The 13,671-nt window shown below is 43.8% G+C and carries 15 protein-coding genes; 6 read left to right on the forward strand and 9 right to left on the reverse strand.

Features of this window, described 5'->3' with window-relative positions:
* Positions 1 to 34: 34 nt before the first annotated feature.
* The 5 genes from AC4IFB_RS10300 to nhaA all read left to right on the forward strand — a co-directional run bounded on the left by AC4IFB_RS10300 (position 35) and on the right by nhaA (position 4,577).
* Positions 35 to 1,105, forward strand: coding sequence for a class III poly(R)-hydroxyalkanoic acid synthase subunit PhaC (locus AC4IFB_RS10300; RefSeq protein WP_490778407.1), 1,071 nt, complete (start codon positions 35 to 37; stop codon positions 1,103 to 1,105).
* 349 nt (positions 1,106 to 1,454) lie between these two features.
* Positions 1,455 to 1,619 carry a hypothetical protein gene (locus AC4IFB_RS10305; protein ID WP_490778408.1) on the forward strand — a complete coding sequence of 55 codons (165 nt, stop codon included), beginning with the start codon at positions 1,455 to 1,457 and terminating at the stop codon, positions 1,617 to 1,619.
* 58 nt (positions 1,620 to 1,677) lie between these two features.
* On the forward strand, positions 1,678 to 2,436 hold the full coding sequence (gene rsxG / locus AC4IFB_RS10310; RefSeq protein WP_490780125.1) for an electron transport complex subunit RsxG: 759 nt from the start codon (positions 1,678 to 1,680) through the stop codon (positions 2,434 to 2,436).
* The gene (locus tag AC4IFB_RS10315; protein WP_490780126.1) at positions 2,433 to 2,969 is read left to right on the forward strand and encodes a glutathione peroxidase; all 537 of its coding nucleotides are present in this window, start codon (positions 2,433 to 2,435) and stop codon (positions 2,967 to 2,969) included. Before rsxG ends, AC4IFB_RS10315 begins: the two co-directional genes overlap by 4 nt.
* Before the next feature lie 393 nt (positions 2,970 to 3,362).
* Positions 3,363 to 4,577 carry a Na+/H+ antiporter NhaA gene (gene nhaA / locus AC4IFB_RS10320; protein WP_490778411.1) on the forward strand — a complete coding sequence of 405 codons (1,215 nt, stop codon included), beginning with the start codon at positions 3,363 to 3,365 and terminating at the stop codon, positions 4,575 to 4,577.
* 114 nt (positions 4,578 to 4,691) lie between these two features.
* On the opposite strand, the gene AC4IFB_RS10325 is transcribed toward nhaA, so the two are convergent.
* Both AC4IFB_RS10325 and AC4IFB_RS10330 read right to left on the reverse strand, forming a co-directional pair.
* On the reverse strand, positions 4,692 to 6,020 hold the full coding sequence (locus AC4IFB_RS10325; protein WP_490780127.1) for an ABC1 kinase family protein: 1,329 nt from the start codon (positions 6,018 to 6,020) through the stop codon (positions 4,692 to 4,694).
* Positions 6,021 to 6,076: 56 nt separating this feature from the next.
* Entirely contained in the window at positions 6,077 to 7,039 is a 963-nt protein-coding gene (locus AC4IFB_RS10330) for an NAD(P)H-binding protein (protein WP_490780128.1), read from the reverse strand.
* A gap of 160 nt (positions 7,040 to 7,199) precedes the next feature.
* On the opposite strand from AC4IFB_RS10330, the gene AC4IFB_RS10335 reads away from it, so the two are divergent.
* The gene (locus AC4IFB_RS10335; protein WP_490780129.1) at positions 7,200 to 7,655 is read left to right on the forward strand and encodes a peroxiredoxin; all 456 of its coding nucleotides are present in this window, start codon (positions 7,200 to 7,202) and stop codon (positions 7,653 to 7,655) included.
* Between the two features lie 8 nt (positions 7,656 to 7,663).
* On the opposite strand, the gene AC4IFB_RS10340 is transcribed toward AC4IFB_RS10335, so the two are convergent.
* The 7 genes from AC4IFB_RS10340 to AC4IFB_RS10370 all read right to left on the reverse strand — a co-directional run bounded on the left by AC4IFB_RS10340 (position 7,664) and on the right by AC4IFB_RS10370 (position 13,670).
* On the reverse strand, positions 7,664 to 8,419 hold the full coding sequence (locus AC4IFB_RS10340; protein ID WP_490778415.1) for a competence/damage-inducible protein A: 756 nt from the start codon (positions 8,417 to 8,419) through the stop codon (positions 7,664 to 7,666).
* A 175-nt stretch (positions 8,420 to 8,594) separates the two neighbouring features.
* The gene (locus AC4IFB_RS10345; protein WP_490778416.1) at positions 8,595 to 9,050 is read right to left on the reverse strand and encodes a PAS domain S-box protein; all 456 of its coding nucleotides are present in this window, start codon (positions 9,048 to 9,050) and stop codon (positions 8,595 to 8,597) included.
* A 244-nt stretch (positions 9,051 to 9,294) separates the two neighbouring features.
* Positions 9,295 to 9,861 (reverse strand): chalcone isomerase family protein, encoded by a 567-nt coding sequence (locus AC4IFB_RS10350; RefSeq protein WP_490778417.1) that lies wholly within the window; start codon positions 9,859 to 9,861, stop codon positions 9,295 to 9,297.
* Positions 9,854 to 10,333 carry a DUF3833 domain-containing protein gene (locus tag AC4IFB_RS10355; protein ID WP_490780130.1) on the reverse strand — a complete coding sequence of 160 codons (480 nt, stop codon included), beginning with the start codon at positions 10,331 to 10,333 and terminating at the stop codon, positions 9,854 to 9,856. The genes AC4IFB_RS10350 and AC4IFB_RS10355 overlap by 8 nt, the downstream gene beginning before the upstream one ends.
* Positions 10,320 to 11,684 (reverse strand): MFS transporter, encoded by a 1,365-nt coding sequence (locus tag AC4IFB_RS10360; RefSeq protein ID WP_490780131.1) that lies wholly within the window; start codon positions 11,682 to 11,684, stop codon positions 10,320 to 10,322. The genes AC4IFB_RS10355 and AC4IFB_RS10360 overlap by 14 nt, the downstream gene beginning before the upstream one ends.
* Before the next feature lie 4 nt (positions 11,685 to 11,688).
* The gene (locus AC4IFB_RS10365; protein ID WP_490780132.1) at positions 11,689 to 12,903 is read right to left on the reverse strand and encodes a class I SAM-dependent methyltransferase; all 1,215 of its coding nucleotides are present in this window, start codon (positions 12,901 to 12,903) and stop codon (positions 11,689 to 11,691) included.
* A complete protein-coding gene (locus tag AC4IFB_RS10370; protein WP_490780133.1) occupies positions 12,900 to 13,670 on the reverse strand; it encodes a DUF1365 domain-containing protein in 771 nt (256 codons plus the stop codon). Before AC4IFB_RS10370 ends, AC4IFB_RS10365 begins: the two co-directional genes overlap by 4 nt.
* Position 13,671: the final 1 nt, after the last annotated feature.

The raw sequence follows: 13,671 nt of genomic DNA on the forward strand, positions 1-13,671 counted from the left end.
GAAGATCACATGATAGGAATTGAGGAGAAGAGACGTGCAACCATTTAATATCCGGCCAGACCAGATGGCCGAAGAGATGCTCGACTACAGCCGTAAACTTGGCAAAGGTGTCGAAAATTTGCTGAATGCGGAGAAGATTGATGCTGGGGTTACTCCCAAAGTCGAGGTCTATTCCGAGGATAAATTACGCCTCTATAGATACGAGTCGCCTGCCGATGTGGTTCAGAGTTCGGTGCCTACACTGATCGTCTATGCGCTGGTGAATCGCCCCTATATGACCGACCTTCAGGAAAATCGATCTACCGTAAGAAATCTGCTGGCAGCAGGCCAGGATGTCTATCTGGTGGATTGGGGTTATCCCGATGAGGCAGATCGTGCGCTCACAATGGATGACTACATCAATGGTTATCTGGATCGCTGCGTCGATGTCATTCGCAAGCGCCATAAATTGGATAAAATCAACCTTCTGGGGATTTGCCAGGGAGGTGCATTCAGCCTCTGCTACTCCTCTATGCATCCAGACAAGGTAAAAAATCTGGTTACCATGGTAACCCCGGTAGACTTCAAGACACCGGACAACATGCTCTCTGCATGGGTACAACATATGGATGTCGACCTACTCATCGACACTTTGGGTAATGTACCGGGAGAGTTACTCAACTGGACATTTCTCTCGCTCAAGCCTTTCAGTCTTACCGGCCAGAAATATCTGAGCATGGTGGATGTGCTGGAAGATGAGGACAAACTGAAAAACTTCCTGCGCATGGAGAAGTGGATCTTTGACAGTCCTGATCAAGCTGGTGAGACTTTCCGTCAATTCACTAAAGACTTCTACCAGAAAAACGGTTTTCTGGAGGGGGGCGTAACTATTGGTGATCGTCAGATTGACCTGAAAAATATCACCTGTCCGGTACTCAATATCTATGCTGAGCAAGATCATCTGGTTCCACCCGATGCATCCCGTGCACTGCGTGACAGAACCAGCAGCAAAGACTATACCGAACTCTCTTTTCCTGGTGGCCACATCGGTATTTACGTCAGTGGAAAAGCTCAGAAGCAAGTCCCTCCTGCAATCGGCCAGTGGCTGGATGAACGGATAAAATAGTTTTACTTATGATCCTCCGCCGGTAGTCTCTACCGGTTTTTCGGGGTGCTGCCAAGCACCCCTTTTTTTTGGCACCAGATTTGGTCTGCTCTCTATATGCCTCCCTTTCGTTAATAATCCAGTGGTTAAGTTACCAATATTTGTGTTTATCCTGAATGCTGTACAACTTTTAAGTGAAGATTGAAGAAAGAGTGGTGATTTGTTAAGAGATATCCAGTCTGCCTGAAAGTACCCTGTTTTTTACAAGGCATTCACTACTGGACATTGGTCAGATAACTACTAAAGTAATATTTGTACATGTTGTGTACAAGAATATACTTTAAATATTATGCAAATTCCGAGGTGTAACATGAGTGGATACGAGAGGCAGATTCAAGAGACAGAACGATTCTATGATCAACAGATGCATATCATAGAAGAGAGTGGGGCTGAAATACTGAGTTCAGTTGTGCCCGGCAGCCGACTCCATGAAATAATCCATAATCCGATTGATGAAGGTATTGATGAAGGCTGATTGTCAATATTCGCCTGATGGGTTTTGAAATCAATTATCAGTATGTAGTGCAAATGTAATGAACAGACTACCAAGTCACTTCTACAAACTGATTTCGACAGGTCTGACTGTTGGAATTTTCACTGCAATTGGGGTAACGATGGTGAGTTTGGTCCATCAGGTTACAGCCGAACAGATATTTGAAAATCAACGGGAAGCCACCCGTCAGGCGTTTAATCAGGTGCTTGAGTCGGAGCGATATGATAATCACCCATTTGATCATCCGATAAAACTAGAATCAGCTGAATGGATTAATCGTGGAGAGCCTGTCACAGTTTATACTGCAACATTGAAAGGTCATCTTATCGCTACATTGCTGAGTGTGGAAGCCCAACATGGGTATAACGGTAAGATAACCCTGCTAATGGGCATATTGGCTGATGGAACCCTTTCTGGTGTTGAGGTAGTGGCGCACCATGAGACACCTGGCCTGGGTGACAAGATTGAGTCGAGTCGATCTGATTGGTTGAAGCAGTTTCATGGTCATTCTCTAACTTCGCCAAAACAAGATGATTGGGGTGTTAAACGTGATGGTGGAGAGTTTGATCAGATCACTGGAGCAACAGTGACCTCAAGGGCTGTGATTAAATCCCTTAAAAAAGCACTGACCTACATACAGCAAGAAATACCCAGCCTGTTAAATGAATTACCTGATAAATCAGGGAAAACACTAAATAACAAACATATCAGTGATATAACTAGCTGGACTGGAAATCGCTCTCGGTGGGAATCTCTAGATAAAGATTCGATGCACTCAAGCGGAAATCTGATGATATGATGAGAATAATATTAATCATGATGTTGCTGGTAACCCACCAGGTCAGTGCTGAAAAATGCCCTGATACGCTCAATTTTGACAAACGTAAACTTGCTGATGATTCTCAAATTAACCTTTGTGATGCCTATTCTGGAAAGGTTGTACTGATTGTAAATACAGCAAGTAAATGTGGGTTTACTCCCCAGTATGATGGTTTGGAACAGCTTTACCGTACTTACAAAGAGAGAGGACTGGTTGTATTGGGTTTTCCCAGTAATGATTTTGGTTCCCAGGAACCTGGGAGCGAAAAAGAGATTCAGTCTTTCTGCCGAAATACCTACAGCATAGAGTTTCCGATGTTCGAAAAGATAGTTGTTCGCAAAGGAAATGCTGATCCTCTATATCAAGAACTTGCGCGCCAGGCGGGAGAGTATCCAGCTTGGAATTTTCATAAATATCTACTGAATCGCGAAGGTGAATTAATTGGGAGTTTTCCCAGTCAGATTAAACCTGAAAGTCAGCAGTTGGTTAGTGCGATAAAAGAGCTGCTTTAAAGAATATAAGGTAACTTGTTAGTTAATCAGAGATCGTCTTCTGCTTTGTCATTCTGACATTGCGACGAATAATATTCTATTGGTTTACTCTATCTTAACTGTTTACATGCATGGTTTTAGAGGCCACTTTGTCTATTTTTCTGCTCTCCCAGAAGTTTCTTCTTAAGCAATAATTTATCATCGGCTCATGAAGGAACTGACAAGCTATAATAAAGTATCCTTCAAAGCATGCCAGCTAAGTAAAATTACTCTGTAAGCCAAACCCATTTTGTTGGACAATAGTGATCAGCAACAGAACACTACACCTGTTTAGTTTGACCTGTTTTGATTGGGTGTATAAATAAAAAAACTGAAGTTACTCATCTATAGAGATGGCTGGGGTACTGAATAATCATGAATAATAATCAAGTATATGCAAAAGAGTTTTCTGAATGGATTCAGGACTTTATGCGAAGGGACTCTGCAAGTGGCATTATCCTGATTTTTGCAGCTGTGTTTGCCATGTTGTTGGAGAACTCACCCCTGAACTGGATCTATGATTCTCTGCTGAATACCCCTGTTGAGATTCGAGTCGGTGCTCTGCACCTGGCCAAGCCACTGCTTTTATGGATCAATGATGGCTTAATGGCTGTATTTTTTATGCTAATTGGCTTGGAGGTGAAAAGGGAGTTTCTAGAGGGGGAGTTGTCACGTATTGATCAGATTGTTCTACCTGGTTTGGGGGCAATTGGTGGGATGCTGGTTCCTGCCGCCATCTATTTTGCCTTTAATGTGGGAGACCCCATCGCACTGAGTGGCTGGGCTATCCCTGCCGCGACTGATATCGCCTTTGCACTGGGCATTCTGTCATTGGCTGGAAATCGGGTGCCTGTCTCATTGCGTGTGTTTTTAATGGCCCTGGCAATTTTTGATGATTTGGGAGCGATCATTATTATTGCTATTTTTTATACTGCTGACCTCTCCCTCTCCAGTTTGATTGTGGCTATTACCGCGATTTCGACTCTTTTTCTATTGAATATTAAGAATGTAACGCGCTTATCCGCCTATTTGGTTGTTGGGGTTATACTCTGGATAGCCGTATTGAAGTCGGGTGTTCATGCCACACTAGCTGGTGTGGTACTGGGTTTAATGATTCCAATTAAAGATCCTAAGGATGAAAGTCGCTCCCCCTTAAGGGAGGTTGAACATGGCCTGCATCAATGGGTAGCGTTTCTTATCTTGCCGGTATTTGCCTTTGCCAATGCAGGGGTTTCACTTTCAGGCTTAAGTGTTAGTGATTTACTTGAACCCATACCTTTAGGAATAGCTGCTGGGCTGTTTCTGGGTAAACCCTTAGGCATTCTTCTGTTTTGTGGAGTGGCAGTTTTGTTGGGCTTTGCTCAGCTACCCACTAGAGCAAGTTGGTCTGGATTTTTTGCGACTTCGGTGTTGTGTGGGATTGGATTCACTATGAGTCTGTTCATTGCTTCACTGGCATTTGAGCAGAGTGGGGAGGGTGCGGTGATTATGGGTGACCGGATTGGTATTTTACTGGGGTCAGGGCTTTCTGCCGTGGTTGGATTAGTGTTGCTTAAGTGGTTCAACCCATCAACTGCAGGGAATAAATAACCAGGGAATCTCTGAGCAAGTCACAAACCGGCCTCTTGTCGCGAAAATGTACTGTTTCCGTGACTATTAACCCTGAAGACGACATACTTAGTCGCCGGGTTAATAGAACTGGCCCTAGGATAAAATATCAAGAATCAGGGCACGCACATCAACCTTGGCCTTCAATCGTACACATGCCAGGTAGAGTCCTGCCAGTTTACGATGTAGCATCAGAACATCATGTGGTGGCAGGTGCCAATAGTGTTGATTTAGACGAAGATAAATCACCTGTTCGCTCATTCGCGTCATCAAATCCGAGTTTGCAAAATCGTAGCTTCCATTCTGTCTCATAGGTTCGGCGACATGCTTCAATAGATTGCAGATCGCAGAACGGTAGAGTTCCGGTGCTTGAGGATCTAGATAACCCACTTCGATTGCAGCCTGTTCCACTTGTTTTATATCATCTTCCAATAAACTGCTCAGTAAGTTGTGGAAGGCCAGAATGCGAGGTTTTTCATAATATCGAACAGCGCCAAAATCAAGCAGTCCTAATTGTTCAGTTTTATCGTCATATCGATAGTTCGCAAAATTCGGGTCGGTTTGAACCATGCCCCAGCGAAAGGTTTCTTGAAGTGAAAGCCATGTTAGTCGATGGGCAACTGCATTTTTAATCTCCGATGAGTGTTGAGTAAGCTGATCCAAGGGTACTCCTGGTATGAAATCCATACACAGTACTTCTCTTGTTGTCATATCATCAACCGGAGTAGGTAGTTTGAATCCAGTTACAGATCCCAATTGCACTGCATATGACTTTTGGTTTACTGCTTCCTGAAAATAGTCTGCTTCCTGGTGTAGTTGTTGTTTTGTTTCGACAAGTAAGCTATTGACATTCAGTTCTTCTGGAATCATTCGAAACAACTTTAGTAGGGATGCGACATTATCTACATCGCTATCTATGCTTTTACGAATGCCAGGGTACTGGATTTTAATTGCCAGGTGTCGCCCCTGTTTCGTTATCGCTTCATGCACTTGCCCGATCGAGGCTGCAGCAATTGGGGTAAAGTTAAACCGTTTGAACTGACGATCCCAATCTTTTCCCCAGTTCTGCTCAAGTACCTGGGCTACTTGACCTAATGGCATCTGATCAGCGTCTTCGCGTAACCGTGTCAGGAGTTGACTGAATTCTTCAGGTAACAGGTCACCCGCTTCCATAGAGATCATCTGACCAAGCTTCATTGCCGCTCCACGCAACTCAGCAAGTTGTTTGGATAAACGGTTGGCATTGGCTGGTGTAAGAAGTAGAGTGGAAGGGTTCAGGGATTCTCCAGTGAACAATCGTTTCACGCCTTCAGTAAAAGCACCTCCAGCCATTCCACCTGCCAACTGGCCAAGTTTCAATATCCTCTTTCCCCGACTCTCCGGGATCTGACTTTGTGGCAGTTTTGGGAGTACGTTTTCTTGCATGATGATCGATTCCGATTTTTTCCAGTTGTTTAATACCGAATTACCCGCAAGACCCACTAGCAGGCAGGTGCAGTGTCATCTTCAGTAGCTTTATATTCACTGTTAAGATACTGAATAGTCTCTGGACAGAATGATTTTGGATCAATACTGCAAAGCTTATATATTTCGTCACCTCTACATATATTGCCTTTGGTCAACATTCGAATCTGATCTCTGCTGATGGGGAACCAGGAGTATCTATCGAGTAACATGGCTACCATGCTGGGGGCGAAAGTCGGTACGGGTAGCATCAGTTTTTCTTTACTATTTGCCTGGGCAATTAATCTGAGGATGGTTCGCCAGCTTAAATCTTCAGGGCCACCCAGAGTATAGGTTTTGCCAATGGTTTCTTGTTTTGTCAGTGACTTTGCAAAAGCCTGGGCAACATCTTCAACATGAACAGGTGAGAGTTTAAATCCGCCTGGTTCGTGAGGAATTAATCCTTCATAGAAGAGTGGCGCGGGTAGAGGTGGATCGATGATCTCCTTTTTCAACATCGATGCAAACTCCTGACGCCCACGTGGGTTACCAAAGATGACTGATGGTCTGAATATGGTCCAGTCAAGCTGGCTATGTTTCAGATTCTCCTCCGCAGCAACTTTAGTCTTTTGGTATGGTGTCAGTTTGTGGTCTATCCCGTTAGCACTCATAAGAATGAAGCGCTTTAGACCCATCTCCCGGGCCAGAGCTGCAGTTTTCACTACTCCTCTGTATTGCAACTTTTCAAAGGTGATACCTTGTTCAGGAAAGGCCCTTAGAATACCGATGTTATAAATCACTGCATCAACATCTTTCAATAGCATTCTTATACTATTGTTATCTTCTATGTTACCTGCAAACCATTCCACTTGATCTCCAGCCATAGGCATCTGCTTCGGAATATGTCTGATCAGTACTCTTGGCGTATCTCCCTGTCGCACCAGTGCATCCACTAGATATTGGCCAACAAATCCAGTGCCACCTAAAATTGCTACTTTCATGTTTTGCTCCTGCAAAGGTGAACGAATAGGTATAACATTGTGACTCTGAGTTGTACAAAAAGTCACATCTTAGTTGGATAATATTGTACATAATGAGCATGCTGATCTTGTGGTTTCTATCAAGGCAATAGAGCATGACTTGTAATAGGTAATATCTGTTATGAAACTTGGTGATATGGCGGCAGAATTCATCCTCCATGATCAGACCGGTAAAGCGCATAGCTTGAAGGATTACCGTGGTCGTTGGGTAGTACTCTATTTTTACCCCAAAGATGATACACCAGGCTGTAGAACTGAAGCTTGTGCTTTTCGAGATCAGCGCTCGGTTTTTGAGGGGTTGGAAGTAGTGGTTCTTGGGGTGAGCACAGATGATCAGAGAAGCCATCAGAGATTTGCTGAGAAATTCGAGCTTGGATTTCCAATTCTATCTGATGTAGAGGGCAGAGTCGCTCAATCCTATGGTTCATTGTTTAGGTTATGGCCCTTCATTTTCGCTAAAAGGCAGACTTTTATCATTGATCCGGCAGGTAAGATTGCCGCTATATACAGAAAAGTGGATGCAAAAAACCACAGTTTGCATATTGTGGAAGAGCTGCAAAGAGTTATGCAGAAGTAACAAGTAAACTATTCAATCATTTGAAAAGGTATCTCATACTCTGCAAGTGATTTCTGTAGTAATTTAAACGCGCTATCGATATCACCGCTACCGCGTAAGCCCAGTTCGATAGTCCCTTGACTGCCAAATTTTGGAAGACTGAAAAGTTTGAGATCACTCAAGTGGAGATTCATATCATCCATAAGCGGCACGAGTGAGCTTTCTGGTGTGTTAAGCACAAGTAGCGATTTTTCCTGGAACTTACACTTGGCACCTGAATAGTAGTGTTTCAGCACCCACTCAGCCATCGGCCAGGCCATTTCTGGGAAACCTGGTAAAAAGTAGTGTCGATTGATGCTGAAACCAGGTATCTGGTTGTGTGGATTTGGAATCAGATCACACCCCATAGGGAGATCGGCCATTTTTATGCGAGTCGGATAGGCTGCTTCCCCAAATTGATCTTCGATAAGATGTTTAGCCTCGGAATGGCGTTCCAGCGTGACTCCTGATGCCTGAGCTGCACAGCTTCGAGTTAAATCATCAGGTGTTGCGCCAATGCCGCCGCAGACGAATACCGGGTGTTGTGCTGCCATAGAGAATGAGAGATGACGGGTAAGGCTCAGTTCCTCATCAGGTAGTATCCAGGATCTGATGAGTTGCTTACCATGCGCTCTGAGTAGGCTACGGAAATGGGCTAGGTGTTGGTCATTTCTGCTACCAAATAGCAGTTCATCACCAATTATGATGAGGCCGAATCTAGAGGTGGCTGATTGTGTGAAATTCATGGGCTGATGGTTGGCAATAAACTTAAGTGAGCGTGCTGGCTCTTATCCGGAAAAGCATTATGAGAATGAAGTTTGTAAATCAGTAATAATATATAGCGCTTTAAACATCTGAAATTACCACTGTTCTACAAGCGCCCAGTTTCATAAGGAGGATGAAAAGAGGTTTGAATAGTGGTCAATCCTTGCTTGTAAGTTTCTTTTCCAGCTGTTTAATGCGCTGTTTTGCCTGTTCTAATTCTTGTTCGATTTCAACTTCTTTAGTGACATCTTTTTGAATGCCGATATAGTAAGTTAGACCATCTTCAGCGCTGATAATTGGGGTAATGCTCAATTCGTTCCAAAAGAGGGAGCCATCCTTGCGGTAGTTACGAAGCCTGGTTCGGCAGGGTTGATTAGATTCAATCGCTTGGCGAATGACCTGGCGAGCCTCCTGGTCTCGGTCTTCCCCTTGAAGGAATCGACAGTCCTGATAGAGGATATCTTCCTCTGTATAGCCGGTAAGCCGTTCAAAAGCACTATTTACATATAGTAGGATAGTGTCATCACCTTCCCGTTCAGCGATCACTAATCCGTCATTGGCAGTATCCAAAGCCTGCTTGAGCAGCTGTAAACTGATCGGTAATTGCTTCATTTCTTATACCTTAACAAACAAATGCCATATGGATGTTAAGCGCATGTCAGGATCGGCATGGTTGTCGCTCTGGTTTAATTCTACGATAACCAGACAATTGATTGAAGTGGGTGGTTCAATAAAGGTGTAGAAAAAGTACTTTTGCTGCCAGAATTCTGTTGAGGAAGCTCTTTACCTGGCGGGGGTGGATGATCTTAGAGGCAAAATATGCTGGCATATAGCGAGGATATCTCGAAAGAACCTGCTATTGCCCAATCAGACTCAATCTCAATTTATCATCAATAGGATTCTGTCCTAACCATATATCCATGTATGACTCAGCAAGAATTCTGTCTGAGAGGGATATTACTTCCTGATGATTGAGCTCAAGTTTTATCTCTCCCTGGTCTGTGGAAGTCAAGGCATAGCGATCACCGGGTTGAACATCATGCATTGCAGCATGTAACCGATCCAAAGAGGGACGTATCATCTCCAGCCTGTTTTCTCCTTGCTGCTCCAATATGAATTTTTCAGCAGTTTTGCGAATTTGCGATACCTTGACAGGTACCAGGTAGTGTATTACCAGTCGTCTCTCCTGTTTGGCACTGTCTTGAGAGGTATAAAGAGCAGCTGCGTATAGGTCGATCAAGATACCCCATGTCAACATTCCTGCACCTTTAAGTTCCAGTTCACCACTATCCGTCAAAAGGTATTGATCGAAGTGAATATCTTTGATCTTCATCCCCTGGTTTGCAGATACCTGAGAACTGTAAAGCAGTGCCAGTAAAATAACAGTCAATATGCGTGATCTGAAATAAGTATGCTTAGTCATGATTTACACTCTTTCTAAAAAATAGTAGGACTTCTCCGATTTTGATACCAAACTTGGTGACTTCAGCTCTATTAACCAGTGTCTCTTCATCTATGAGAAACATCCAGTCGTTAAAATGAACTCGCCAATCCTTGTTATTGATCGAAAGGTCCATCTTATATTGCCATTGCAGGCTGCTACCGTATGCTTGCCCCTTTGCTTCACCGACAATATCCAAAGCTGTACCTGTATAGTTGTGTTTATCCACCCGGTTTATCAGCCACACCCGCTGTTGAGTAAACCCATCATCATAAACGAACGATTCTTCTAGCTTTAAGAGGTTGTCAGTGACGTTGCCAACAATCTTAACCGTGAATCTTTTGCGTAATGTTCCGAATCTATCAACAAAGACGCCCCAGGCTTGTTGCTCTCCATCGAAATACTCAAATAGATCGAACTCCGGTTGAGTTTCCAGATAGTCAATGGGTTTCATGTTGGAGCACCCTAGTGTCATCAGCAGAACCAGGCTGAGTAGCCATTTGTTGGTAAGAAATTTCACTATTAGTACTCCTTTGTAAAATTTTGAGTTGCCGGCTATTCAGTGGGAAATGCCATATCATCCAGGCTGCTGCCAGCTTGAATGGAATTGGAAGTAAGCCATAGGCGAGGATAAGCGCCTGTATGCCCTGCTCGGTTGGCAGGGTAGGGTTGAACCCATTTGATTGAACCAGGGGGTAGACAAGTCCAATGGCTAGTGCCAGTGACAGTTTCGTAGCCATACCCCACAGACCGAAGAAAATTCCTGCCCGTTCACCACCGCCATCAGCTCTGTCGATATCGATTACATCTGCCTGGATGGCAGCTGGTAGTGAGATGTCAATTCCAAGGCTGAGACCTGTCAACAGGCAGATAATAAGAAAAGGATATATTTCACCGCTAGGTAGCAGAGGTACCCAGACAAAAACAGATGCTGAGAATACCAATGCCACAGCCCACGCGGAGTGTTTCTGTATACGGTGGGACAGGGGTAACCAGATCAGTAGACCCAATAGCCCTGATGCGAAGTATACGGTGAGAAATAGCCATGTTTTGTCACTGAGTCCCAAAGCAAACTCAACATAGAGCAAAAAAAGACTGGCAGGTATGGCATTTGCGATACCGTTTAACAAATAGGCAAGTAAAAGCTTTTTTAAAGGAGCATTCTTCTTGAGAAGCTTCATCCCTTCCTTTAATCCTGTTTGTTTGCCCTCTTTTACCTGATTCGGAACTAGCAGCAATCCAGGCATGGAAAGCAGGAAAGTTACTATAAATATAATGCCGACTATTTCTAATAACTGACTGTTTTGATGGTCTGCAATCAGTAGAGGAATGGTTACTACAGTTAACGTGCCAATCAGCACATAAATCTCTCTAACTGATGTGATTTGCGATCGCCTGGTGTAGTCCGTAGAGAGTTCAGCGCCCCAGGCTGAATATGGAATAACTACCCATGTCCAGCCTGTATATAACAGTGCTGACCAAATCAGCAGATAAGCTGCGTCAGGTATGCCAGATGGAATGAAGAGCATATAGCAGGATATGATCAATAGCGGGGCGCCACTATAGATCATCAATCTTCTACGTCCGTTTTTAATATTGAATCGGTCACCCAGGTAACCTGCGACAGGATCAGAGCAGAGATCCCACAAACGTGAGAACATGAGCAGGAAACCAACACTTGCCATTCCCAAGCCAAATTCATCAGCGTAAATTGGAGGCAAAAAAATAACCAGTGGCAATCCCAAAAATGCCAACGGTAGACCAGGTAGGCCATACCACATCAGTTGTTTCCACCACTGACTCATTTTTTCATCTGCTTTTACGTAACAGAATCTGATGTAGATCCAGGCGGCCATCGCGAAAGCCGGCTTCACAATAGCTGAGATAATAACGCCACATACGGATAAAGCGTTGGTCGAATCCCTGAGCTATAACTTTATCACTAGCCTGATTGAAATTAATTTGCCACTGCTTTAGGGTTTCCGCATAATCGAGACCAAATTTATCATTTCTCTCTAGCTTTAGACCGAATTTTTCAGCTGTTTCGATTAGAGTCGAAATTGGAGGAAGCATTCCTCCAGGGAAAATGTACCTTTGTATAAAGTCAGGTTTCTCCCTGTAATCGTTGAAAACTTTTTTATCAAGGGTTATTACCTGCAGTGCTGCACTGCCACCCGGTTTAAGGTGATTGGAAATCTGTGCCATATAGTCTCCCCAATAGGCTTCTCCAACAGCCTCAAACATCTCTATGGAAACGATATGATCATACTCGCCACTGATATCTCGATAGTCAGTTAAACTTAAATTTACTTCACTGCTGAGCCCCTCATCTATGACCTTCTCATTTGCCCATGAAAGTTGGGATGGTGAAAGTGTAATTCCATCTACTTTAAACCCCTGTCTGGCAGCAGTTATTGCCAACCCACCCCAGCCGCAACCTATTTCCAACAATTTTGATCCTGGTTGAGGATCGAGTAAATCAAGGATTCTTTGATATTTGTTGTTCTGGGCGTTTGCTAGAGACTCATCCTCACTTTGGAATAAGGCGCAGGAGTAGGTCATGCTGGAGTCCAACCATAATTTGTAGAAACTATTCCCAAGGTCGTAGTGAGCCTCAATGTTTTTAGCACTGCCTTGTTTGGTATTCCGTCGAGTCCAGTGATGTAAGCGATTTACCATGTTTGACAGGCGTGAGGCTCTACGAAGTCGCGTGAATCTGTACCTGTTTTTTGCAAGCAAATAGAGTAAACCTGTAAGGTCATGGGTTCTCCAGTCACCTGCCATATAGGCTTCTGCGAAACCTATATCACCCTTGATATATAGCTTCTTTATGAAATCTGAAAAATTAACTATCTCAATCCTCGCGGTAGCTCCTGAGGATTTGCCATTGAGGATAAAACGTCTCCCGTTAGCCGTGATTTCCAAGCTGCCATAAGCCAGACAATCTAAGCGGCTCAGAAAGTCATCAATAAGATCTATACGAGAGGTGAGTCGTTGTAGTGATTGTGTTTGTAGACTGCTCATGAGGAAATCTGCTCCTTTGGAGGTCGAGGTTTCGGGAAGAATGGCGCGCCACGCAACCATATTTTCAATGCCTGCCAATGAATCGCTGCCATGACTTTGAATGTCATCAGAGGAGTTCTAACTAATGCGGCCAAGAGGTTCCTATCATCCAGAGCATGAGATACACCTGATTGACTTGCTGTAAGCATCAGTCTGTTGTCCTGATACTCATTGATGACCACGCCGATCCGGTCGCCAGGTTTTTTGAAATTAAAATGGTACTTAGCCTGCATGCCGATGAGTGGTGAGACGTGCATTCTTTTTTCTTTTACTGCTTTGACTGGCCATGACAATGGCTCACCATGGTTATGGATCAGATAGAAATGATGTTCATTGAATGTGTTATTCACTTCACAGATCAGTGCTCTCAAACTGTTATCAAGGTGAAAGCAATACCAGATGCTGATTGGATTGAATCCATAGCCGAGTATTCTTGGAAAGCAAAGTAGTTGAATATCGCCACCTTCAAGATCTATATTTTGCTTTCTCAAAAAGTCATTGGCCCATGATTTGAGGCTGGAGCCATCTCTGGGACCATGATCTTTACGCATGAAAGAGAGTAGGTTAAAGCGATCGATTGAGAGCAGTCGCAATGATTTGATATCCTGCTCAAGTTGATCGAGATTGAGTAGCAGGCTGAACACTGGATATGAAAAACGATACTTAACCGGGAAGTTTCGTTGATGCATAACATCTGTCAAATAAATTCTGCTCGAATTAACAGGCATC

Source organism: Candidatus Thiodiazotropha sp. AKIB8 (genome assembly GCF_058244675.1).